The sequence below is a fragment of the Caldibacillus debilis DSM 16016 genome (assembly GCF_000383875.1).
Classification (GTDB): Bacteria; Bacillota; Bacilli; order Bacillales; family Caldibacillaceae; genus Caldibacillus; species Caldibacillus debilis.
In genome coordinates this window covers 77,120-99,550 of record NZ_KB912913.1, presented here as the reverse complement: position 1 = coordinate 99,550, position 22,431 = coordinate 77,120, and the positions used below count along the sequence as shown (strand labels likewise).

At 52.1% G+C, this 22,431-nt stretch carries 21 protein-coding genes; 5 read left to right on the top strand and 16 right to left on the bottom strand.

Translation table 11 applies throughout. The annotated features are described in order from the left end of the window. Nucleotides 1-17: 17 nt before the first annotated feature. The 4 genes from A3EQ_RS0115185 to A3EQ_RS21830 form a co-directional block, all read right to left on the bottom strand. Nucleotides 18-617 (bottom strand): DUF6230 family protein, encoded by a 600-nt coding sequence (locus A3EQ_RS0115185; RefSeq protein ID WP_020156011.1) that lies wholly within the window; start codon nt 615-617, stop codon nt 18-20. Between the two features lie 64 nt (nt 618-681). Further along, nucleotides 682-1,476, bottom strand: a complete 795-nt coding sequence (locus tag A3EQ_RS21285; protein ID WP_020156010.1) for a DUF6230 family protein — start codon at nt 1,474-1,476, stop codon at nt 682-684. Nucleotides 1,477-1,626: 150 nt separating this feature from the next. Beyond that, nucleotides 1,627-3,069, bottom strand: coding sequence for a GDSL-type esterase/lipase family protein (locus A3EQ_RS0115175; protein ID WP_020156009.1), 1,443 nt, complete (start codon nt 3,067-3,069; stop codon nt 1,627-1,629). 130 nt (nt 3,070-3,199) lie between these two features. After that, nucleotides 3,200-4,729 (bottom strand): DUF5011 domain-containing protein, encoded by a 1,530-nt coding sequence (locus tag A3EQ_RS21830; protein WP_169382715.1) that lies wholly within the window; start codon nt 4,727-4,729, stop codon nt 3,200-3,202. A gap of 999 nt (nt 4,730-5,728) precedes the next feature. Here A3EQ_RS21830 and A3EQ_RS0115155 point away from each other — a divergent pair. Further along, nucleotides 5,729-7,210: a helix-turn-helix transcriptional regulator gene (locus tag A3EQ_RS0115155; protein WP_020156005.1), complete on the top strand. Its 1,482-nt coding sequence runs from the start codon at nt 5,729-5,731 to the stop codon at nt 7,208-7,210. A 323-nt stretch (nt 7,211-7,533) separates the two neighbouring features. On the opposite strand, the gene A3EQ_RS22570 is transcribed toward A3EQ_RS0115155, so the two are convergent. From A3EQ_RS22570 to A3EQ_RS21275, 12 genes are all read right to left on the bottom strand, one after another. Then, nucleotides 7,534-7,752, bottom strand: coding sequence for a hypothetical protein (locus tag A3EQ_RS22570; RefSeq protein WP_153017706.1), 219 nt, complete (start codon nt 7,750-7,752; stop codon nt 7,534-7,536). Next, entirely contained in the window at nt 7,707-8,360 is a 654-nt protein-coding gene (gene phoU / locus A3EQ_RS0115145; protein ID WP_020156003.1) for a phosphate signaling complex protein PhoU, read from the bottom strand. Before phoU ends, A3EQ_RS22570 begins: the two co-directional genes overlap by 46 nt. Nucleotides 8,361-8,396: 36 nt before the next feature. Continuing rightward, nucleotides 8,397-9,158, bottom strand: coding sequence for a phosphate ABC transporter ATP-binding protein PstB (gene pstB, locus A3EQ_RS0115140; RefSeq protein ID WP_026500000.1), 762 nt, complete (start codon nt 9,156-9,158; stop codon nt 8,397-8,399). Nucleotides 9,159-9,227: 69 nt separating this feature from the next. After that, nucleotides 9,228-10,034 carry a phosphate ABC transporter ATP-binding protein PstB gene (pstB, locus tag A3EQ_RS0115135; RefSeq protein ID WP_026499999.1) on the bottom strand — a complete coding sequence of 269 codons (807 nt, stop codon included), beginning with the start codon at nt 10,032-10,034 and terminating at the stop codon, nt 9,228-9,230. Nucleotides 10,035-10,076: 42 nt separating this feature from the next. Continuing rightward, nucleotides 10,077-10,961 carry a phosphate ABC transporter permease PstA gene (gene pstA / locus A3EQ_RS0115130; protein ID WP_020156000.1) on the bottom strand — a complete coding sequence of 295 codons (885 nt, stop codon included), beginning with the start codon at nt 10,959-10,961 and terminating at the stop codon, nt 10,077-10,079. Further along, on the bottom strand, nt 10,958-11,893 hold the full coding sequence (pstC, locus tag A3EQ_RS0115125; protein ID WP_020155999.1) for a phosphate ABC transporter permease subunit PstC: 936 nt from the start codon (nt 11,891-11,893) through the stop codon (nt 10,958-10,960). Before pstC ends, pstA begins: the two co-directional genes overlap by 4 nt. Before the next feature lie 79 nt (nt 11,894-11,972). Further along, nucleotides 11,973-12,893, bottom strand: a complete 921-nt coding sequence (locus A3EQ_RS0115120) for a phosphate ABC transporter substrate-binding protein (protein ID WP_020155998.1) — start codon at nt 12,891-12,893, stop codon at nt 11,973-11,975. Nucleotides 12,894-13,431: 538 nt separating this feature from the next. Then, on the bottom strand, nt 13,432-15,213 hold the full coding sequence (gene pnpS, locus A3EQ_RS0115110) for a two-component system histidine kinase PnpS (protein ID WP_020155996.1): 1,782 nt from the start codon (nt 15,211-15,213) through the stop codon (nt 13,432-13,434). A gap of 2 nt (nt 15,214-15,215) precedes the next feature. After that, nucleotides 15,216-15,914, bottom strand: coding sequence for a response regulator transcription factor (locus A3EQ_RS0115105; RefSeq protein WP_020155995.1), 699 nt, complete (start codon nt 15,912-15,914; stop codon nt 15,216-15,218). A gap of 694 nt (nt 15,915-16,608) precedes the next feature. Continuing rightward, nucleotides 16,609-17,235 carry a spore coat protein gene (locus A3EQ_RS0115095; RefSeq protein WP_020155993.1) on the bottom strand — a complete coding sequence of 209 codons (627 nt, stop codon included), beginning with the start codon at nt 17,233-17,235 and terminating at the stop codon, nt 16,609-16,611. A gap of 117 nt (nt 17,236-17,352) precedes the next feature. Then, the gene (locus tag A3EQ_RS0115085; RefSeq protein ID WP_040369533.1) at nt 17,353-18,312 is read right to left on the bottom strand and encodes a cation diffusion facilitator family transporter; all 960 of its coding nucleotides are present in this window, start codon (nt 18,310-18,312) and stop codon (nt 17,353-17,355) included. After that, a complete protein-coding gene (locus A3EQ_RS21275; protein WP_020155990.1) occupies nt 18,263-18,616 on the bottom strand; it encodes an ArsR/SmtB family transcription factor in 354 nt (117 codons plus the stop codon). The genes A3EQ_RS0115085 and A3EQ_RS21275 overlap by 50 nt, the downstream gene beginning before the upstream one ends. A 189-nt stretch (nt 18,617-18,805) precedes the next feature. Between A3EQ_RS21275 and A3EQ_RS0115075 the strand changes: the two genes are divergently transcribed. The 4 genes from A3EQ_RS0115075 (at nt 18,806) to motB (ending at nt 22,337) form a co-directional block, all read left to right on the top strand. Next, nucleotides 18,806-19,243 (top strand): Hsp20/alpha crystallin family protein, encoded by a 438-nt coding sequence (locus A3EQ_RS0115075; RefSeq protein WP_020155989.1) that lies wholly within the window; start codon nt 18,806-18,808, stop codon nt 19,241-19,243. 540 nt (nt 19,244-19,783) lie between these two features. After that, a complete protein-coding gene (locus tag A3EQ_RS0115065) occupies nt 19,784-20,644 on the top strand; it encodes a fructosamine kinase family protein (protein ID WP_020155987.1) in 861 nt (286 codons plus the stop codon). Between the two features lie 168 nt (nt 20,645-20,812). Further along, nucleotides 20,813-21,607: a flagellar motor stator protein MotA gene (gene motA / locus A3EQ_RS0115060; protein WP_020155986.1), complete on the top strand. Its 795-nt coding sequence runs from the start codon at nt 20,813-20,815 to the stop codon at nt 21,605-21,607. After that, nucleotides 21,600-22,337, top strand: coding sequence for a flagellar motor protein MotB (gene motB, locus A3EQ_RS0115055; protein ID WP_020155985.1), 738 nt, complete (start codon nt 21,600-21,602; stop codon nt 22,335-22,337). The genes motA and motB overlap by 8 nt, the downstream gene beginning before the upstream one ends. Nucleotides 22,338-22,431: the final 94 nt, after the last annotated feature.

Below are 22,431 nucleotides of genomic sequence, written 5' to 3'. Positions count from 1 at the left end.
CCCGTCTTTGGGAGGCATCATTGTTCGATGATTTCCGGCTGATCGATCAGTTCGGTGGAAATCTTTGCCCCTTTCAAGGAAACCATCGACTGGAACAAATAGTCGGTAATCAGCTTCGCATCGGTAATGGTGATTTTTTTGGCGCTCTGCGTCCAGTTTTCCGCAAAGTTCTCCGTATTTTTTTCCACGATGGAAAGCCCTTCGAAACTCAAGTTGGCATGGATGAATCTCGCATCCTGGATCAGGCCTTTGATGGTGGTTTCCCCTTCGGCGCGGACATGAAATCTTACCCATTGGCCGGTGGGCATTTTTAAATCTTTATAGATGTGGAGTCCTTTAATCTTCGCTTCTCCCATCTTGTTTCTCACCATCGGGGACTGGTCGGCATTCCCCGTCTCTCCCATGTGCGGCAGGAGCTCGAAATCCGAACCTTGCAATTCGTCAAATTCGACGATGAAATCGCCGATGCCCCCGAGGGGCAGCGCCAAGGCGCTCCCTGTAAACCCGAAAGCGGCGATCAACAGGAACAGGGAGAAAAATCCGGTGAAGAGGGCGATGAAAAATTTCTTTTTCCAAACGCGGCCAACCGTCAACTTTTGGTCACGACCCATTTCCATACCATTCACCCCAATTGTAAATTTTCATGGACACCGCTCCGGCCCTTCGGCAGGCCGGATCCGGTTATGATTTTTCCAAAACTTTCCCCTTCCGCCTTCCGTAGAAAAGCAAAAGGGCAATCATGATGACCGCCGTTCCGGCCATCAGCGGGAAAAACAGATTTTTCGCCGTGTCCGGAAGTTTGCCGCTTCCGGGAATCTCCCCTCCCGGCGGCCCCCCGTTCCGGCCGCTTCCCGCGCCGCCGGTGTTACCGCTTTCATCGTCGGAAAGATCAGGCCCGTCGATGCTTTCGATCCATATGTCGGCATTCTGCAGCGAAACCATGTTTTGGAACAAATAATCCGTTACGATTTTCCCGCCCGTGATGGTTACCGATTCGGCATTCTGCGTCCAATTTTGCCCGTAGGCCGTCTCTTCGCCGCTTCCGGTCGTGTTTTTCTGCTTCACGGCCAAGTCGTGGAATTGAATGTCCGCATCGACAAATCGGGCATCCTGGATCAAACCTTCAATCTTTGCCGGACGTTCCGTTTGAATGTTGATCCGGATCCATTTCCCGGCCGGCAGCTTGATGTCTTTATAAATCCGCAAGTTTTCAACGACAGCCGAACCGATCCGGTTTCTCACCAGGGGCACCTGGTCGGCGTTCCCCGTTTCCCCCATGTGGGGAGTTAATTCAAACCCGGTCCCCTCCAGCCTGTCAAAGGTGACGTAAAAATCGCCCATTCCGCCCAGCGGCATGGCGAAAAAGGTGCCCGTAAACCCGAAGGCGCCGATAATTACCCCGAAAAAGACCAGTCCGGTCAAGAGCGCCGCGAGAAATTTTTTTCCGCTTGTCCGCCCGACAACCTTTCTTTCCATCTCCACTCCCTTCCCCCCTTTCCCCAGGTACGGGCCTGTGCAGCTTCTTGTTCGGCGGCGATATTTCCAAAAGATTGAAAATTTTTATATTCCTCTATTTATTCTAAAGAAAAAACACCGAAAAACCTATCCTACAAAAATAGGGGATTTTTACGGGGACGGGATTTTTCTTCCCGCCAAGAAGAACGCGAGCCCCGCGGCCATGAACAGAAGGCCGATCAGCGCCCGTCCGGGATCGGCCGTTCCCGTATCGGGAAGGGTCTTCCCCGTGTCGTCGGAGGGCTGGGCGTCCTGTTGCGCGCCCCCGCCGGCGTCTCCCGCATCTTCATGCCCTTGGCCGCCGTGCGGATTGGGCCCGTTCGGATCCGCCGGATTTTGATCCTGTCCGCCGTCCGGTCTTCCGGCATTACCCCGCCCGTCATCCTGTCCGTTGTTCCCGTCCTTTCCCGGATCCGTATCGCCCGGATTCTGATCGTCCCCGTCTCCCCCGTCCCCATCGCCGGGACCGGGAACACCGCCGGGCATATGGCGGAGATCGGGGAGTTTGAGCCAAACTTCTTCATCGGCTTTTACATACAGGGTTTGGGAAGCCTCATCGAAGTAGAAATCGCCGATTTTTCCTTCCTCCTTGGCCGGTTCCCCTTTCCCTTTCAGCAACGCCCCGTTCCCCTGCTCCTTCAAATTGCCGGTCTTCACCCAGCCATCGCCCGTCTTTGCATAAACATCGAGCGCCCCGGTGTCCAGATAGCGGTCGTTTTCTTCGCCAAGGCCGGGAGCGGGGGTCCCTTCGCCGGAAAACCAAACCGGGACCTTTTCCGCGGGGGGAAGATTCGGCCAAATCCTTTCCAGGAAACGGGCGGCGATCGCCTGGTATCCCGCTTCGTTCGGATGGATGTCGTTCGGATTCGGCAAATATTCCGGATATCGTCCCGCGAACAGGTCGAAGGTGGGAATGAAGGCCGCGCCATATTCGCCGGCGGCGTTTTCGATTTTTTGATTCAGCAGCTGGATGATCGGGACGACCAATGATTGCATATTTTCCAAATAGGGAAGGGCATTGTAATAGCCCATGACATAAATGTCCGCCGTTTGATTCCGTTCTTTCAATTTCGCCAAAATGGTTTTCATGTTGCTTTCCACCCGCTGAAGGACCGCCAAGGCGGCATTCATCGCCTGCTGCAATTGCTCCGGATCATTCGGGTTGATCTTCGTAACGTCGATCGCCTTTAACAGGTCGTTGGCGCCGGCGTCGATCGTAATGAAATCCGCCTGTTGTATGCTTCCCAGGATTCCGCCGGCATCCTGCATCAGTTGCTGAAGGACATCATCCGTGGTGTACCCTCCCACGCCGGCATTGACCAATTCGACGGAATAACCCTTTTCCGCCAACCCTTTCTGGATAAAATAGGGATAGCCCTTTCCCGTTTTCGTTCCGTCATTTTGGTAACCCGCCGCCAAAGAATCGCCCAGGGCGACATAGTAAACGGGGTTTTTGCCGGCCGCCGCCGGCTTAAGATGATGCTGCGGGGAAAGCAGGAACAAAATGAGGAAAAGGCTGAGGAAACGGATCAATTTTTTATGGAAACGAACCATACCGATCCCCCCTGTAATTTTTTTTAAAAAGAAAAATGGAGAAGGCTCCCGGTGAAAGGAGTCCCTCCCATTTGAAATTCCCTTTTTCCGCAAATCCCGTCTTAACGGGCATTGCGCGGAACGGAAGCGTTTACTGGAAAACCCTTCTTCGGAGCAGCCATCCGGCTCCGCCCAGCAGGGTAAGCAGCAACCCTAAGGACAGGAGCAACGGTTCCTTCGTTGCGGTATCGGGCAACGGATTCCCGGATCCGCCTTGGTTTTCACCGTTATCCGCTCCGCCGTTATCGTTCCCGCCGCTGCCGTTGTTTCCGGCATTGCCATTGGACGGGCCGCCGTTATTTTGCTCATCGTCATTTCCGCCTTGCGGTTCGTCATCGCCCGGATTGCCGCCGCCCGGTTCGTCCGATCCTTTCAGGCTGAGAAGGAAGACCCAGCCGTTCTCGGAATCTTTGATATACAAATCGCCGGTTTTCGCATCAATATAGAAATCTCCCGGGCGTCCCAGGGAGCTGTCGGGTTTCCCTTCTCCGACATGCCATGAGGTGCCGTCATCGCCCTTTGCCCCTTTGAGATTGCCGATCAGTTTCCATCCCGATTCGTCCTTCAGATAAAGATCGTAGGCGGACGTATCGAGATAGTAATCGCCGGCTTTGCCCAATTCGGCCGCGGGGGCGCCAGTGCCGGTGAAGATCTTCGAACCGTCGCCGCCGATCATGTTGAAGGCAAGGACCCAGCCGTTTTCCTGCTTCACATACACATCACCGCTCGCGATGTCCAAATATAGGTCGCCCGTGCTGCCCAAGTCTTCATCCGGGGCCCCTTCCCCGTAATACCAGCTTCCCCCGGCAGGCGGTTGCTCTTCTTCCTTTTCCTGGACGATCACCGTCCGGGTGACGGAGGCCGTATTGCCCGCCGAATCGGAGACCGTGTAAGTCAAGATGTACTCGCCCGGCTTCGACGTGTCCACGCTGCCGGTGACGACGATCTGTTCCGTCAAGTCCCCGTCCACATCGTCCGTGGCCGTGGCGCCCGGATCGACGAACTCATCGCCCACGTTGAGATACAGCGGATTATCCCCTTTCAGGGTGATTACGGGCGGCGTGGTGTCCGGTTCCTGGGCTTCCCTGACGATGACCGTCCTTGTTGCGGTGGCCTCGTTGCCCGCCGAATCGGAGACCGTGTAGGTCAGGGTGTATTCGCCCGGCTTCGATGTATCCACGCTGCCGGTGACGACGATCTGTTCCGTCAAGTCCCCGTCCACATCGTCCGTGGCCGTGGCGCCCGGGTCGACGAATTCATCGCCCACGTTGAGATACAGCGGATTATCCCCTTTCAGCGTGATTACGGGAGGCGTGGTGTCCGGTTCCTGGGCTTCCCTGACGATGACCGTCCTTGTTTCGGTGGCCTCGTTGCCCGCCGAATCGGAGACCGTGTAAGTCAAGATGTACTCGCCCGGCTTCGATGTATCCACGCTGCCGGTGACGACGATCTGTTCCGTCAAGTCCCCGTCCACATCGTCCGTGGCCGTGGCGCCCGGATCGACGAACTCATCGCCCACGTTGAGATACAGCGGATTATCCCCTTTCAGCGTGATTACGGGCGGCGTGGTGTCTGCAGGTGTCGGTTCTTGAATCGGGATGACGTTTAACGTTGCATCCACTTCTTCTATTTCATCAGTGTCCTTATTATAAATCCCAGGATTACACGTTGCGTGAATATTTCCAAACAAATTTCCATTTAATAATGTTTCGATTTCTCCTGCTTTAATAATAATTGAACCGGTTTCATTACCTGCTTTCAAATTGACGTCAATTCCCCCATCAGCAGGAACACGGAAAGAAACCGATGGATCGGTCGAAGCAAAAGGGGTTTCAGGGATGGTCAATCCACCTTCCGCAACATTAACAAAATTTTTTCCATCTGTGCTCGTTGCATTTTCGAGTTCTAAGTGAAATTTTTGTACTTCACCCTTAATAGGGTTTACAGCGAGATTTAATAAGGGAACTTCATCTTTACCAAATGTAACTTCCGAAAAAGAATCTTCCAAAGCGAATTCTGCTCCTGGAGTCACAAAATCTGGGAGAGTAGCAGTAACTTTGACCTGCATATTTAACTTCATTTCCCCTATAAAAGGCACATTTGAAATACATACATAAGGGACTGACGTCGATTGTTTTACTGCATGAACTTCGTAACCTTTGTTCATAAACAACAACAAAAGGGGAATTACTAACAAAATGATCGCAGTTTTGCGAATGAACTCACGAATAATAATCCCTCCTTTAAATTTTTTAAAACAGAGTTGCGAATAGATGGACCTCCTCTTTCCATGTCACCTCCGGGCAGAATTTTTTGAAAGCGTATCCATTTTTACCGGTTCATTTATAAGTTTAAAAAGATATCTGTATATTACCAATTCCTATAAAAATAGGAATAGTGTACCTATTCACGAATCCATCCGACAAACGTACGGGGTTCTGTTTTCTGAATATTGGAATATTATAATGAATTATTGTTCTTTTTATTTATTGAAATTTTATTAAATATTGATATAATTATGGTTGCCGGAAATGCGGAGAACTTTTCCGGGGAAAGGAAACCGGCTTTTTTCGCGCCGGAATGGAGGGCCGAAAAAGGATGAGGAGGGGTGAGCGGATCCATGCCTTTTACGCTTAACGAACAAATGAACGCCGTTTATCAAAAGGGTCTGGAAACGATCCAAAAATATGAAGCGGAGATCCTCCGCGAATGGCAAAAGATATTGACCGAATTCAAGGGAAAACGAACAAAAAAATGGGAAGCGCTGGAAGAAACCGTCGCCTTTTTGTCCCACTGTTTGTTTCATTGGAAGAAAGAAAAACCCCAGCTTCACGTCAAAAGCCGGCCATTGAACGCCAATCCTTTCTTTGTCACCTTCCTCGAAGATACGGTTCACAACGTCATCCAGGAGCATGCCCGGCAATCGGACCACGACTATATGGCCATCCATTATTTGTTTTCCAAAATCAATGAAGAAGGCTTCCTGCAGCAATTTCAGCAAAACCATTCGCTGGAGTCCTTCCTGGACTACATGGTCGCCTCCACCCTGCTTCCGATCGAAGCGATCGCCGTCATCGGGAAAAAAGGGGAGCGGTTCGCCGTTGAAAAAATCTTCGCGAAAGACCCTGCCGTCGCCGCATCGACAAATTTTTTGGAAGCGGATACAATTTTCGGCATTTCCGAGACCCTGCTCCGGCGTTTCCATCATAACGAAAAGGATCAATACACCCTGATCCCCGTGCCCCATGACGACTGCACCCTGCTGATCTCCCTGCCGAAGGAAGACGCATCCCGCATCCTCCCTTTCATCCTGTTTTCGCTGCAAATGTTCAAAGACAGCAAAAAAATCGTTCAGCTGACGAAGGAATCCCAGGAATGGAAAGATGCCGTCATTCTTTTCAACGAAAAAATCATCGGATCCCGTTCCCTGACGGAAGCCCTGGAAAATATCGCGGGAGGATTTGTCGAATTATTGCCCTTCGAACGGTGCGCGATCTTTTCCTATTCCAGCGACGAACAGATCGGCGCCGGCCTTTACGGATGGCATCTGGATACGGAAGCGATTCGCGGCATCACGGAAGATATTCAAAATCTGCCCCTCGTCCATAACCGCTTAAAACTTTTAAACAATTACAGGAAGAAATTAAAATATATCCAGCCCCTTTATATCGCCGACGTAAAGGGGGTATTTCCCGACCGCTACGTCCGCCGTTTCCAATTGAAAACGGTCGTCCTCGCCCCGATCTATTTAAGTGCCAAAAGCCAGCTTTTGGGAGCGGCCATCCTCGACCAGGGACCGAACAAACCCTTCACCGTCGACCAAAACACCGTCTATGCGCTGATCAAATTCGGCCAAAGCGCCGGCGAGATTTTGGCCAAATATTCGGATGAAATTTCGTTAAAGGCAAAGAGGCATTTTTCGCCGAGGGAGATTGAGGTCCTGAAGCTTTTGGCCGAGGGGTTGTCCACCTTCGAAGCGGCCGTCCAATTGAATTTGAGCGAATATACGGTCCGCGACTACGTTTCCGCCATCATGCAGAAAATGAACGTGAAAAACCGGACGGAGGCGGTGGCGAAGGCGATCCGCGAAGGTCTGATCTAACCCGGAAAGGCAGCGGGAAACACCGCCGGAAATCCCGAATACCTTTGAAAAAGGGAGCCGGGGGGCCGGACTAATAACCGAAGGTTCTTTTTGCGGAGCTTCCATCATTGGGAAACGGAAATATGATTCCTTTGAACAGGCGGCCTGATCCGGTCACCCGGCCCATTGGATTTTGTTGGCCGGAATGGCCGCCTGATGATTCCTGGGGCGCTTTTTGAGGGAAAGCCGTTCTCCGGGCCTATGGGAGGGCGGCAGATCCTTATTAAAAAAAGCCCGAAGGGCCGTCATTTTTTTCAAACCGTCTCGGTGCGGATCGACAGTTTTCAAACGGGTTGAGCGATTTTTTCCGGGATGGCGGCATTCATTTTCTTGCCGACCATTTCTTCCGCGTTGAGCACGAATTTCCGAGAAATACCGGTCTTCGGGAAGATGGACGGCTCTTTTAGTCCTTCTTCCGGACAGAAAAAAAGCAGGGGGCAGCCCTGCTTTCTTTCCGCTAGTTCAAATCCACGAGTTTGGCCGTCTGCAAGTAAACGATCCATTCGCACATGTTCGTCACATAATCCCCGATCCGTTCCAAATTTTGGGCGACGAGGAGAAAATAGGGACCTTGCCGGATCATCTCGGGATTCTTTTGCATCAATTCCGACACTTCCATAAATATATTCCCGAACAGTTCGTCGATTTGATCGTCCTTCTTGGAAACCTGCACGGCCTTTTCCTGGTCCTGATTCACGAAGGCTTCCAATACTTCCTGCACCATTTCTTTCACGATGTCCGCCATTTTCGGGATGTCGATCAGCGGTTTGGCGTACTGTTCCTTTTCCAGGCGGATGGTCGTTTTCGAAATGCTGACCGCGTGATCCCCCATCCGTTCCAGATCCGTCGAGACTTTCAGCATGGTGGCAATCCGGCGCAAATCTTTGCCGACCGGCTGCTGCAAAGCGATCAATTCAAAACATTTCTTCTCGATTTCCACTTCCAAGGCGTTGATTTTTTCATCGTCTTGAAGCACTTCCTGGGCAAGCCTCGTATTTTTATCCGTCAGCGATTTTACCGCTTTATAGATCGCCTCCTGCACCAGGAATCCCATGTTCAATAACGTTTTATTCAAGTCCTCCAATCTCTCTTCGAAGACGGGTCTGGCCAAAATGATTAACCCCTTTCCTTTTGGATCCTGAAACGTTCATCCGAACCGCCCGGAAATATAGCTTTCCGTCTGCGGATTTTTCGGTCTGGTAAACATATCCTTTGTCCCGGCGAACTCGACGACTTCCCCGTTCAGGAAAAAGGCGGTGTCGTCGGAGACGCGGGCGGCCTGTTGCATATTGTGGGTGACGATGATGATCGTGTATTTTTCCTTCAATTCCAAAATCAGCTGCTCGATCTTGGCGGTGGATATCGGGTCGAGGGCGGAGGCCGGCTCATCCATCAGGATCACTTCCGGTTCCACCGCCAGCACGCGGGCGATGACGAGCCGCTGCTGCTGGCCGCCGGACAGTCCCAGCGCCGACTTGTGAAGACGGTCTTTCACCTCATCCCACAGGGCCGCATATTTTAAGCTTCGTTCGACAATGATATCCAGATCCTGTTTCTTTTTTATACCGTGGATGCGCGGACCGTAGGCGACGTTATCGTAGATGGACATGGGAAAAGGGTTCGGGCGCTGAAAGACCATCCCCACGTTTTTGCGCAATTCCACCACATCCGTGTCCGGGGCATAGACATCTTTGTTTTTGACAAGCACTTTTCCCTCCACCCGGAAATTGGGGATCATGTCGTTCATCCGGTTGATCGTCCGCAAGAAGGTGGACTTTCCGCAGCCCGACGGGCCGATCAGCGCCGTAACGGCTTTTTCCTTGATGGACAAGCGGACGTTTTTCAAGGCGTGGAAGGATCCGTAATACACGTTCAAATCCTTCGTTTCAACGGCATTCCTTTTTTCCAGCTGCTTTTCGACGGTAACGGTTTGCACGCACCTTTCCCTTCCTTTTCCGGATATTTTCGTCCGGGCAAATCAGCCGAAATTGCCCGATATATAATCTTCCGTTTTCTGCTGTTTCGGGTTGGTAAAAATCTGCCGCGTTTCTCCGGCTTCGACCAGTTCCCCCATATAGAAAAACGCGGTGTAATCGGAGATGCGAGCGGCCTGCTGCATGTTGTGGGTGACGATGATCACCGTATAATCCTTTTTAAACTCCGTAATCAGTTCTTCGATCTTGCCGGTGGAAACCGGATCCAAAGCGGAAGCCGGTTCGTCGAGAAGCAAGACGTTCGGATTCATCGCCAATGCCCGGGCGATGCAAAGCCGTTGCTGCTGGCCGCCCGACAAGGCGAGGGCGGATGTGTGGAGGCGGTCCTTCACCTCCTCCCAAAGGGCGGCTTTTTTCAAGCTCGTCTCCACGATGTATTCCAGCTTTTCCTTATCCTTTTCCCCGTGGTTTTTCGGACCGAAGGCGACATTTTCAAAAATGGATTTGGCGAAGGGATTCGGCCTTTGAAAAACCATTCCGATCTTTTTCCGGACTTCAAAAACATTCACTTTCGGCGAGTTAATATCCATGCCTTGGAAAAAGATTTGCCCTTCCACACGGCATCCGGGAATTTCGTCGTTCATCCGGTTCAGCGAACGGAGAAAGGTGGATTTTCCGCAGCCGGAAGGCCCGATAAGGGCCGTGACCCGATGTTTCGGAAACTTCATCGACACCCTTTTGATCGCCTGGTGTTCGCCGTAAAAGACGGACAGGTTTTTCGCCTCGATGGCAACAGCGCCTTCTTCCTTCTTCCCCTCCCTCTCCGTTCCGGTTACTTCCGGCTTGAGCATCTCAATCATGGATAAACCTCCTCAAATGAAATCTCATTCCGCTTAAGAGGCGGTGAGCCGCTTATGGACGATCCTGCCGATCCAGCGGGCGCTGATGTTAAAGAACAGGATGGCGATAACGAGAATCGCGGAAGACCCGGCGGAAATTTCCTGGGCATCCGGCATGATCCCTTCCGAATTGATCTTCCAAATATGGACGGCCAAAGTCTCCGCCGGCCGGAACGGATTTAACGGCGAGGCGGGGCTGAGCGGATTCCAGTCGTTGAAATTCAAGTTGGGCGAACTCATTCCCGCGGTATAAATCAGCGCCGCCGCTTCTCCGAAAACGCGGCCGGATGCGAGGATGATTCCGGTGATGATCCCCGGCAGGGCGCGGGGAAGGATGATTTTTTTCACCGTCTCCCAACGGGATATCCCGAGGGCCAAGCCGGCTTCCCTCTGATCCTGGGGAACGGCGCTCAGCGATTGTTCCACGACCCGGACCATCAGGGGCAAATTAAAGACGGACAAGGCGAGGGCCCCGGAAAAGATGGAAAATCCCCACCCCATATAGTTGACAAACAAGAGGAAGCCGAAGAGGCCGACGACGATCGAAGGCAAAGACGCCAATACTTCGATCGTGGTGCGCAGAAAGTCGGTAAACCGGTTTTTCTTGGTGTATTCGGCCATGTAGATCCCCGCTCCCAAGGAAAGGGGGATGGTGATGACAAGCGTGATGAGCAGCAAATAGAAGGAGTTGAACAGCTGCGGCCCGATCCCCCCTCCCGGCCGCGATGTCCGGGGCGGCGACGTCAGGAATTTCCAGTCGATCACCGTAATTCCCCTGAACAGGATATAGCCGATCAGAAAGGCGATCAGGGCGATGATGATCCCGGCGATGAAATAGAAGACAGCCGTCGCCAGGCGGTCCGCCAATTTCTTGTTCATTGCTGTTCCCTCCTGCGCCCGATAATCCGAATGATGAAAATGAAGACATACGACATGAGGAGAAGCATCAGGGCCAACGTCCAAAGGGCGTTGTTGTCCACCTGGCCCATGACCGTGTAACCCATTCCCATCGTTAAAATGCTCGTCAATGTTGAAGCCGGTTCAAAGAGCGAATCGGGAATGACGGTCGAGTTGCCGATGACCATCTGCACCGCCAACGCTTCCCCGAAGGCCCTGGCCATGCCGAAGATCACGGCCGTCAGCAAGCCCGGCAAGGCGGTCTTTAACACGACCCGGTAAATCGTCTGCCAGCGGGTCGCCCCCAAAGCCAGGGAGGCTTCCCTTAACGAATCCGGGACCGACCGGATCGCATCGACCGACAAGCTGGTGATCGTCGGCAGAATCATGATCGTCAGGACGATCGTTCCGGCGGCGATGCCGAATCCGCTCCCCGAAAACGTGTTCCTCAAAAAAGGAACGACGAGGGAAACCCCCAAAAAGCCGTAGACGACGGAAGGAATGCCGACCAGGAGTTCGATGATCGGCTGCAGCACCTTCATTCCGAATTTCGGCGAGATCTCGGTCATAAAAACGGCCGCGCCGATGGCAAGCGGGGAACAGATCACCGCTGCCAAAATCGTGACGGAAAAGGAGCCGAAAATCATCGGCAGGGCGCCGACCAGCGGCCTCCCTTCCTCGTTGACGGCACTCGGCTTCCATTCCGTCCCGAAGAAGAAATCGGCGAGGCTGGCGTTGTTTTTCGTAAAGATGGTGATGCCCTTTGACGCGACAAAGATCAGGATGGAAAAGGACAGGAGAATCATCACGCTCACCGCGAGAAAAGTGACCGCTTTCCCCCGTTTCTCCGTCCATACCTTTGTTTGGTTGTTCCACTGTTCGATCGCTTCTTTTCTTTCTTCTTTATTGATCATGCTTAAACTCCTCTCCAACCGCATAAAAGGGGATAACCTCTCAACGCGGACGTTGAGAGGTCCGAAATCTTTGCCATGATTATTTGTTCGTGACGTTTCCTTGGGCGTCCCTTTCCACCTTCATCCCGGTAACGGGGATGTAGCCGAGTTCGGGAATGAGATTGGACTGGATTTCATCGCTCAGCATGTAGTCGATGAAGGCCTTGGTCAAACCTTTCGGTTCGCCGTTGGTGTACATATGCTGGTACGCCCAAATCTTCCAATCGTTCGTTTCCACGTTTTCCTGGGTGGGTTCCACGCCGTCGATCTTCAGCGGAACGACGCTGTCATTGAAGTAGGAGAAGGCGACATAGCTGATGGCTCCGGGCGTTTCGCTGACGATCTTCACGACCGTTCCCGAGGAATCCTGCTCCTGGGCCTTGACCGGTTCGGCCCCGTCCAAACCGAACTTTTCAAAAGTGGCCCGGGTGCCGGAACCTTCCGCCCGGTTGATGACGACGATGTCCACATCCTTTCCGCCCACTTCTTTCCAGTTTTTAATCTTGCCGGTAAAGATATCGATCAGCTGGGCCTTGGTCAAGTTGTCTACGCCCGCTTCCTTGTTTACGATCGGGCCCATGCCGACGACGGCGATTTTATGGTCGACGAGTTTATTTGCATCGATCCCTTCCTTTTCTTCCGCAAACACGTCGGAATTCCCGATGTCGACAACCCCTTCATTCACCTGGCTGAGACCGGTCCCGCTTCCCCCGCCTTGGACATTAATGGTCGCCCCGGGGTTTTCCGCCTGGAATTGGGAAGCCGCTTCTTCCACCAGCGGCTGCATGGCGGTCGAACCGACGGCGGTGATCGAACCGGTCACTTTTTCCTGTTTTTCTTCTCCGCCATTTTCGGAGGCGTTGTTGTTGCCGTTTCCGTTACTGCCGTTGTTTCCGCAAGCCGCAAGGACGATCCCCGCAAGAAGCAAAAACGTGAGAAGTCCGAAAAACTTTTTCTTCATCAAATGTCCCCCTTAAATTTCAATCTCGTGGTCCTAGCTTTTACATTTTAAACATACTTGCCCACTTTTAAGCGGGTATGAACAAAGTATTAAGATTTTGTAAAGGACGGATAAATTCTCCATAAATCCCGGCGAAAAGCCGCCTGTTTTTTTGGAGACGGGCCGTTTGTCCGCCTTCAAAGGCTCAAACCTTTCCGGACAAAAAAGAAAAGATATGAACAGGGATTTGTTCATATCTCCTGACTTTTGCAGTTAAAATCCCTAATATTCTTTAAAAACGTTGATATATCAAGGGTTTTAAAGGATGTTTGTTATAAATTTAATGTATATATGCTAAAATAGGCAAAATATCCAAATTTTTGTTGTTATAAAAGGATTTATTTGCATATATACAAAAAATAATGATAAAAATTTTTTGTAACCTAAAAAAATCAGTATTCTCAAGGGTTTGGAGGTAATTCTCTCCGGCACAACTGTAAAAGTCGGGAAAAAGAAAAGATATGAACAGGGATTTGTTCATATCTTTTGCATTTGGTTTTCAGCCTATACGATTTTGCTTTTTCGGAAACACGATCGTAAACTTGCTTCCCACGCCCGGCTCGGATTCCACATGGATCTTCCCGTGATGGGATTCCACCAAATGTTTGACGATGGCCAGCCCTAAACCGGTTCCGCCCGAATTGCGGGAGCGGGCCTTGTCCACCCGGTAAAAGCGCTCGAAGATCCGCGGGATATCCTTTTTTGCGATGCCGATCCCGGTATCCTCAATGACAAAATGAACCTCTTCTCCCCGATCGGCCGCGTCGATCCGGATTTTGCCCCCGGGAGGGGTATACATGATCGCGTTGGACACAAGGTTCAAGATGATCTGTTTCAGCCGGTCCCGGTCCGCCTCAAACCGCACTTCCCCCCGTTCGGGCATGGAAAGCTGCAGCTGCTTTTTCGTCAGCTCTTCCTGGACGGTATCCACGCATTCTTCGATGACGGAAACCATGTCAATTTCCTCCAATTTTAACGGGAGCCCTTCCTGTTCCACTTTGGAGATGAGGAGGATATCGCTGATCAGGCGGTTGAGCCTTACGCTTTCGTCATGGATGATCTTTAAAAATTTTTTCGCCACCTCTTCATCGTACATGGCCCCGTCCAAGAGCGTTTCCGTAAACCCGATCAAGGAGGTGACCGGCGTCTTCAATTCGTGGGAAACGTTGGCGACAAATTCGCTCCGCATCTTTTCCAGCCGCCGGATGTTCGTGATGTCGTGGAGAACGGTGATCACGCCTTTTTTTTCACCGTGGATGTTGACATGGGGGGCGATATAGACATCCAAAATCCTTTCCTTCGGGAAATACACGTGGACTTCCTCGTGGATGCTCTTGCCTTCCGTCAACGACCGGTTGATCAATTGGCTGAGGCCGAAACTCTTTCCGGCGGCGATATGGAACTTGCCGATCAAGTCTTTCGCCTTGATGCCGATCATGTTTTCCATCGCCGGATTGACGAGAACGATCCGGTGGTTCAGATCGGTGAGCATGACCCCGCTGGCCATATTGTTCAGGATGCCGCTCAGCCTTTGCTGGTTTTCGTAGATTTCTTCCATTTGGCTTTGCAGACTTTCCGCCAGCAGGTTCATGGCATCGGAAAGTTCCTTCAGTTCCCCTTTCGTCCGGATCGCCACCCGTTGGGAGTAATCCTTCTTCACCAGCGTCTTGGCGACGCGGGTGATTTCCTCCACGGGACGGGTGATGCCCCTGGCCATGGCGATTCCGATGATTCCCGAAAAGAGGAAGGCGATCCCCATGGCGATGGCGATATTCAGCCAAAGCTGGTCCACGACCTTGCCGATCTCCTTCAAGGAAATGGCCGTCCGCACGGCGGCTTTCGTCTCCCCATTTTCATCGTAAACCGGCCTGGCCACGTACATCATTTTGTATCCGAGGGTTTGGCTCCGGTGCAGAGCCATGCCGTATTCCTTCTTATCATCGAAGATCGCCCGGATTTCGGGGCGGTTACGGTGGTTTTCCATCTTCTCCGGATCCTCGGACGAGTCGGCCAGTACCTTCCCGTTTTTGTCGATGATCGTCACCCGCACGTCCCAGCCCCCGTACCATTCACGGATCCTTTCCTGCAAGTGGGGGGCATCGCTGAAAAGGGAGCCGCCGACGGATTTCACTACCATGTCCGCATCATGCAGCAATTGCCTCTCCACCATGTCCTTATAGCTGTTTTCCACCAGTTTGGCGACGGAAAAGCCGAGGCCGGCCAGGACGAGAAACAGGAGCAATAAAAAAAAGGAAGATATCCTCAGCCAGAATCTGTTCATTTTTACTCTCCCGCCATTTTGTAGCCGAAGCCGCGAACGGTCTTGATGTATTTGGGATTTTTCGTATCTTCTTCAATCTTTTCCCGCAAATGGCTGATATGTACATCGACGATGCGGGTGTCCCCGGTAAAATCGTAGTTCCAAACCGCATCCAGCAATTGTTCCCGGCTCAATACCCGGTCTTTATGGTTGGCCAAATAGAGCAGCAGCTCGAACTCCTTCGGAGTGAGATTCAATTTTTCCCCGCGGAAAAAAGCTTCATAACGGTTCGGGAATATTTTCAATTCCCCGATTTGGATGGGTCCCTCCCCTTCCTCTTTTTCCTGGAGCTGTCCCGCCTTTGTCCTCCGCAGGATCGCCTTCACCCGGGCCACCACTTCCCGCGGGCTGAAAGGCTTCGTCAAATAATCGTCCGCCCCCAATTCCAGCCCGAGGATCTTGTCAAATTCATCCTCCTTCGCCGTCAAGATTAAGATCGGCGTCGAATTTTTTTCCTGCCGCAGCGTCTTGCAAATTTCCAGCCCGTCCATCCCCGGCAGCATCAAATCGAGAATGATCAAGTCATAATTCCCCTCCGCGGCCATCCTTAGCGCTTTGAGACCGTCATCGGCGCTTTGCACTTCGAAGCCCGCCCGCTCCAAATTGAACGTTAATAAAGTGACGATGGAAGGTTCGTCGTCAACGACCAAAATCCGGGTCATCTTCTTGTCTCCTTCCTGGGGGATTCGGAAAGCCTTCGATCCCCGTATTGAAAAATTCCATTCACTTATAATAATGCCAAAATCTTCTCCCGAAAGGAAACCCCCGGGTTCCCGAATGTCCAATAATTATTCTATAATGACCCGCCCCCGCTGTCACGGTTTCCGGGAAAAGCGGGCGGGAAATGGCTATGGGGCCGCCTGCCGGTCCGGCCCGGATACGGTTTCCGGTCTGCCGCCGTGTCCGAAAAGCCGGCGGGGCAGGAGGGAGATGCGCCGAAAATCCGCCCGAATTTTCTCTACCCGAAATTTCGATCCGGCCGAGGAATCGCTTCCGCTTGCAAGGCGCTGCCCGCCTCCTGCTGGACCGAATCCAACCGTCCCTGTTCCGAACAGCCTGCATGCGCCGGACGGATGCCAATGCGGCCGGGACAGGGATTCGAACCGGCTCGGGCGTCCCTTGACGCCAAGGCAAGTTCATCCGGCCAAGGGGGACTCCCGGTGAAAGAATCTTTCCCAATGAAGGAATCTTTCGGGCAAGGCGGAGTCCGTCTATCCCTGGGCAAGCCGTTCCAGGGGTCCAAAAGCGGGGCCATACTTGCAGAAGGGAATCCCGGGCGGGCGCCTGCCCACCGAAGGAAGAAAAGAGGCTGCCCCGTTTTCGGGACAGCCTTCCGCATGGGGCCTACCCCCGCCGTTAATGGGTATACGGGGATTGCCCCTGGGCTTTTGCGTAAGCGTTCACCATCATCGTCATGTCCTGCTGCGTGAGCTGGGGAACCTGGTAATGCCCGTGTTTATTTTGGTAAAGGGAAAGCTCGTAAGCCATCTCGATATCGTTGGGAATCGAGTCTTGAAGCACCCTGCGGACGACGGGGTTGGTTGTTTCCAAAGCGGCAAAGGTTTTTCCTGTGGCAATGGCCTTTAATTGCCCCAGCAACAGGCCGCTGACAACCGCATCATTGATTTCATTGGCCGATTGCACCGGCTTTTTCGGCTGCTGTTGCTTCATGCCGTAAACAAAATCGTTGTTCTGTTTCATCATGTAACTTTGCGTCGGTTTCGACGGATCCCTTCCGGTTTGGAAACATTCCAAGGTGATATTGTACTCATCTTGGATGAACTGATATTGGCGGTTCATGATGTCCGTAAGTTCCGGATCCTTGACGAATTGCCGCAACAGGGTATATACGTTCAAAGCCCCGATCGTTGCGGACAAGACTTCGTGGACATCGAACACTTCATGGCCGCCGTGGTTGAATTTCCCGGGAACTTGTTGGGGTTGCCAATTGGTTTGCGGTTGGTTTTGCTGCTGGAAACTCATTCCTTGTCCTCCTTCATGTTTTGACTCTCCCGCCGCATTTATAATATGCGCACGTTTCGGCAAAACATGTACCGGCCGCCGGCAAGAAAAAACGCGGCCGGAGGCCGGCCGCGGCGGTCAAATTCCCATCTTCAAATGGGCGATGTCCGGTTTTTCCACTTGGATTGTGGAATGGCGGATGTGAAATTTTTCTTCCATCAGATGGATGGCCTTTTGCAGAATTTTTTGACAATCGCAATCCTTGTCGACCAAAAGATGGCAGCTTAACGAATCCATGCCGGAAGTGATCGTCCAAATGTGCAGATCGCAGACGCGGATGACCCCGTCGATTTCTTCCAGCGCCCTTTTCACTTCCCGTTGGTCGATGTTGGCGGGGGTGCCCTCCATCAGAATATGGACGGAGCGGTTGAAAACGTTCCAGCCGCTTCTCATGATCAGGAGGGCGACGAAAACGGAAATCGCCGGGTCGGCGAGATACCAGCCGAAAGAATACATGAGAAACCCCGCAACGATGGCTCCGACCGACCCCAAGGCGTCGCCGACGACGTGGAGGAAGGCGCTCCGGATATTGATGTTTCCCTGGACATCGGCCGTTTTCATCAGGACCAGGGCGCTCAAAAGATTGGCCGTCAGTCCGGCGAAGGCGATGGCGATCATGGCCCCGCTGTTTACCGCCGGGGGATCGAAAAACCTTTCCACCGCTTCCCAGACGATAAAGCCGGACAAAAAGAACAGGGTGATTCCGTTCACAAATGCCGCCAATATTTCAAACCGGTAATACCCGTATGTCTTTTCCGGGGAGGAAGGCCGTTTGGCGAACAGGATGGCGATAAAACTCAAAAGGAGCGAACCGAGATCGCTGAGCATATGCCCGGAATCGGACAAAAGGGCCAGGCTGTTCGTCAAAATCCCCCCGAAAAATTCCAATAGCATGATGCCCGCCGTGATGCAGACGGCAATCATTAACCCCTTCTTATTTCCTTCCCGGTAATGGTCAAAATGGTGATGCGGATGTCCGTGATGGTGGTCATCCGGATGATGATGCCGACGGTCCGCCAAAAGAATCGCTCCCTTCATGGCCGGCGTGGTCGATGGCTTGGCACAGCAAAGAAATGACATGTTCATCATCGCAGGAATATAAAATCGATTGCCCGCTGCGGCGGTTTTTGACGAGACGCATGCTTTTCAGCACCCGCAGCTGATGGGACACGGCCGACTGGGACAAACCCAACATATCGGCGAGGCGGTTGACTCCGGATTCTTCCCGGGACAATAAATACAGGATTTTGATTCTCGTCGGATCCGCCAATACTTTGAAAATTTGGGCAACCTGATCGACGGTTTCATCCGAAAGCCAAAGCGGGCCGGCTTCTTTTTTCATGGCATCCTCCGATTAAATATATGAGTATATGTTCATATATAATTATGACCCGCTCCGTTGGAAAAGTCAATCTTTTTCGGACCGCCCGGTAGGTTCTTATCCCTTTCTTTTTCCCGCGATTTCCATAAAATATGGGAGAATAATTTTTCCCCGTACGTTCCAAGCTATTTTCAGGAGGTTGATTCTGCCATGTCCATGATTCCTTACGATCCGTTCCGGGATTTTTCGTCCCTGACCAAAAATTTAAGCCGTTTTTTTGCCGATTTTCCCTCCATCTTCCCCTATGACCATCCGTTTCAACAGATCCGGGTCGACATCCGGGAGACGGAGGAGGAATTGATCGCCACATGCGATCTTCCCGGGTTGAAGAAAAAGGACGACGTGAAGATCGAAATTCACGACCAAACCCTTGTGATCAGCGGAAAAATCGAACAGTCCGCGGAACTGCGCGATGAAAAATACCACCGGAGGGAAAGGATATCCGGAAGCTTCCATCGGTCGGTATTGCTGCCGGCGCCCGTATCGGCGGATGGGGCGAAAGCCACCTACCGGAACGGCATTTTGGAAATCCGCATGCCGAAATTGAAAGGAACCGGCAATCAAGGGATCGACATTGAATTCCGGTAAAACCCGGCAAAATCGGCTTCCGGATCCGTAAAACTTTGATATGATCGACATCGAATTCCAGTAAAACCCGGCCCCGTTTTGCGCATCTTTTTCAAGGCAAAAAGGCGGCCCATCTTCCGGCCTGAGTCCGCAAGTGCGGCTCAGGTTTTTTCATTTTCTGAAAAGGGCGCCGTTTTCCCATGCCCTCGCGCGCTTTCCGGAAGGCCCGGCGAATCGGCAGTTTCTGGCCGAAAAAACCCGCGCACGTCCCCCGTCCCTCTCTATCCCTTCGGAGGAGCAGGGCGCCGCGGCCATCGGCCGGGTGTTCCCGGACCTCCTTCTTTTTTCCCCGCCCCTCTTCTCTCCCTTTCAAAACGCTCCGCCCCTTCGGCTTGCGATCGCCCGCCCCTTCGTCATTGTCCTTCCCAAATTTCGATTCCTGCCGCGGCAAGCCGCGCCTTCCCGCCTCCGGCAGTTTTTAAAGGTTTTTCATTTCTGGAAAAAGAGAAATTTGGTAGAGTTAAAAATGAAAAAATCCGCTTGCAAGAGAGGGAGAGGGAAATGGAAACCATTTTTTACGACGCCTTGAAAACCATCGGGGATGAAACGAAGCTGAAAAATTGGAGAAGGGTTCACGGCGGGGATATCAACGAGGCCTTCTACTTGCGGACGGAACAAGGGGAGTATTTTTTAAAATTCCGGAAAAACTGCCCCGGGCGTTTTTTCGCCTGCGAAAGGACGGGGCTTGAAGCGCTGCGGGAATCCGGCGCCGTCCACGTGCCCAAAGTTTACGGTTATAAGGACGGAAAGGATTACGGTTATATTCTCCTCGAATGGATCGAAGGAAAAAAATCGGATCGCCTCGGGGAAAAGCTCGGCCGCCAGTTGGCGAATCTGCATCGCATTCCGCAGGAATTTTTCGGATTTCCCGAGGACAATTACATCGGGATCCTGCCGCAAAAGAACGGCCGCTTCGCCTCCTGGATCGAATATTACCGGGAATGCCGGCTGCTTCCGCAAATCCGGATGGCCGAAAAAAAGGGATTGCTGCCGGGGGACTTGCGGAAAAAGCTCGATGTTTTGCTGGAGAACCTCGACCGCTACCTTCCCGGCCGATGCACGCCTTCCCTGCTGCACGGGGATCTCTGGGGAGGGAACTGGATCGGCGGGAAGAACGGGGAACCTTATTTGATCGACCCCGCCGTTTTTTACGGCCATTCCGAATTCGAAATCGCCTTTACCGAATTGTTCGGCGGCTTTCCCCCATCTTTTTATTCCTCCTATCAGGAAATCCTTCCCCTGTCGGACGGATACCAAGACCGGAAAGGGCTGTACCAGCTTTTTTATTTGCTCGTCCACGTCAACCTGTTCGGCTCTTCCTACGTCCCTTCGGTCAAACGGGTATTGGAAAAATACGTGTAGCCCGGGAAGGGACGGGGGCCGATTCCACAGCAAAAGGGCGCTCCCGAAAGGGGTCGTGCCGATGCAAAAATTTTACCGCTAAAGAAATGAAAAATTTTGTCGAAATAAGGATTAGATATCTTAACACCATTGCATCAAAAAATAAAATGAATAAGCTAGGTGAACAGTATGGACAGAACGACGATCATCGGAATCATCATCGGGATCATCGCCGTCGGATACGGCATGTTCTTAAAAGGGGTCGAACCGGAAATCTTGTTGAATCCCGCCGCCATCCTGATCATCATTTTCGGGACGATCGCTTCCGTCACCGTCGCCTTTCCTTCCAGTGAAATCAAACGAATTCCGAAACTGTTCGGGATCATTTTTAAAGAGCAGCAGCTCATGAAAACCACCGACCTGATCCGCATGTTTACCGAGTGGTCGCAAATCGCAAGAAAAGAAGGAATTTTGGTGTTGGAATCGAAGATCGAGGAAATTGAAGATCCCTTTCTCAAGAACGGGCTGATGCTGGCCGTCGACGGCAAGAGCCCGGAATATATCCGCGATGTGTTGATGGAAGAAATCGAAGCGATGCAAGAACGGCATCAGGCGGGCGCCCAGATCTTCGCCCAGGCGGGCACCTACGCGCCCACCTTGGGGGTTTTGGGAGCCGTCGTCGGACTGATTGCGGCCTTGTCCAACATCGAAGATACGACCGCTTTGGGCCATGCGATCAGCGCCGCGTTCGTCGCCACCCTGTTGGGGATCTTTACCGGTTATGTTTTGTGGCACCCCTTTGCCAATAAATTGAAACAAAAGTCAAAACTGGAAGTCAGAACCAAGTATATTATGATCGAAGGGATCCTTTCCATCATCGAAGGGGAGGTTCCGTCGGTCATCGAGCAAAAACTTTCCTCTTTCCTTCCGGCCAATGAACGGAAAGAATATTTAAGGGAAAGCAGGGAATGGCGAAATGGCTAAACGCGAAAAACACCAGGAAGATATGGAAAAAATCAACGAATCATGGCTCATCCCTTATTCGGATATTTTGACTCTTCTGTTGGCCCTGTTTATCGTCTTGTTTTCCATGACCGCGATCGACGCGCAAAGATTCAACGCCGTTTCGAAAATTTTCGGAGACATTTTCCATGGGGGCACGGGCATTTTGGATTTCTCCGCTCCCGAAAGGAACACGCAAGTCGGCAATAAGCAGACGCCGATCAATTTGGAAGAACTGGGGATGGATCCGGAAAAGCTGAAGAAATTGCAGGAGATCCAGGAAAAAACGGAGGCGTTCATCCAGCGGAGGCATCTGGAAAACCAATTGCAAACTTCCTTGTCGGATGAAGGCCTGTTGATCCGGATCAACGACAGCGTCCTTTTTGATTCCGGAAGCGCCACGGTGAGAAAGGAAGATATCCCCATCGCCAAGGAAATCAGTGAACTTCTCGTCAGCGACCCTCCCCGGCAGGTCGTGATCAGCGGCCATACGGACAACGTCCCCATCCATAATTCCCAATTCGCCTCCAATTGGGAACTGAGCGTCATGCGGGCGGTAAACTTCATGAAAATCATCCTGGAAAACAAAAAATTGGACCCAAAGATGTTCAGCGCCAAAGGTTACGGGGAATACCAGCCGATCGCTTCCAACGCCACGGAAGAAGGAAGGCAGAAAAACCGCCGGGTGGAAGTGCTGATTTCGCCCGATTAAAAACAAAAAAGGCGGCCCTTTCTTCCGCCGCCGAAAAACGGGCATCCCGCAGGTTTGGCACCGGGGCCGTCCCACAAATTCTTTTTTCCCTCTT

What these genes read in the sequence shown, in the direction of transcription:
- pstA (WP_020156000.1), bottom strand. Translation starts at nt 10,961, where the DNA reads ATGAACAAGAAATTGGCGGACCGCCTGGCGACGGCTGTCTTCTATTTC.
- pstC (WP_020155999.1), bottom strand. Translation starts at nt 11,893, where the DNA reads ATGATCAATAAAGAAGAAAGAAAAGAAGCGATCGAACAGTGGAACAAC.
- pstB (WP_026499999.1), bottom strand. Translation starts at nt 10,034, where the DNA reads ATGCTCAAGCCGGAAGTAACCGGAACGGAGAGGGAGGGGAAGAAGGAA.
- A3EQ_RS0115155 (WP_020156005.1), top strand. Translation starts at nt 5,729, where the DNA reads ATGCCTTTTACGCTTAACGAACAAATGAACGCCGTTTATCAAAAGGGT.
- A3EQ_RS21285 (WP_020156010.1), bottom strand. Translation starts at nt 1,476, where the DNA reads ATGGAAAGAAAGGTTGTCGGGCGGACAAGCGGAAAAAAATTTCTCGCG.
- A3EQ_RS0115185 (WP_020156011.1), bottom strand. Translation starts at nt 617, where the DNA reads ATGGAAATGGGTCGTGACCAAAAGTTGACGGTTGGCCGCGTTTGGAAA.
- A3EQ_RS0115105 (WP_020155995.1), bottom strand. Translation starts at nt 15,914, where the DNA reads ATGACCCGGATTTTGGTCGTTGACGACGAACCTTCCATCGTCACTTTA.
- A3EQ_RS0115120 (WP_020155998.1), bottom strand. Translation starts at nt 12,893, where the DNA reads ATGAAGAAAAAGTTTTTCGGACTTCTCACGTTTTTGCTTCTTGCGGGG.
- A3EQ_RS22570 (WP_153017706.1), bottom strand. Translation starts at nt 7,752, where the DNA reads ATGGATCGTTTACTTGCAGACGGCCAAACTCGTGGATTTGAACTAGCG.
- pnpS (WP_020155996.1), bottom strand. Translation starts at nt 15,213, where the DNA reads ATGAACAGATTCTGGCTGAGGATATCTTCCTTTTTTTTATTGCTCCTG.
- A3EQ_RS21275 (WP_020155990.1), bottom strand. Translation starts at nt 18,616, where the DNA reads ATGAAAAAAGAAGCCGGCCCGCTTTGGCTTTCGGATGAAACCGTCGAT.
- A3EQ_RS0115095 (WP_020155993.1), bottom strand. Translation starts at nt 17,235, where the DNA reads ATGAGTTTCCAGCAGCAAAACCAACCGCAAACCAATTGGCAACCCCAA.
- motB (WP_020155985.1), top strand. Translation starts at nt 21,600, where the DNA reads ATGGCTAAACGCGAAAAACACCAGGAAGATATGGAAAAAATCAACGAA.
- A3EQ_RS0115065 (WP_020155987.1), top strand. Translation starts at nt 19,784, where the DNA reads ATGGAAACCATTTTTTACGACGCCTTGAAAACCATCGGGGATGAAACG.
- A3EQ_RS0115175 (WP_020156009.1), bottom strand. Translation starts at nt 3,069, where the DNA reads ATGGTTCGTTTCCATAAAAAATTGATCCGTTTCCTCAGCCTTTTCCTC.
- A3EQ_RS0115085 (WP_040369533.1), bottom strand. Translation starts at nt 18,312, where the DNA reads ATGAAGGGAGCGATTCTTTTGGCGGACCGTCGGCATCATCATCCGGAT.
- motA (WP_020155986.1), top strand. Translation starts at nt 20,813, where the DNA reads ATGGACAGAACGACGATCATCGGAATCATCATCGGGATCATCGCCGTC.
- A3EQ_RS0115075 (WP_020155989.1), top strand. Translation starts at nt 18,806, where the DNA reads ATGTCCATGATTCCTTACGATCCGTTCCGGGATTTTTCGTCCCTGACC.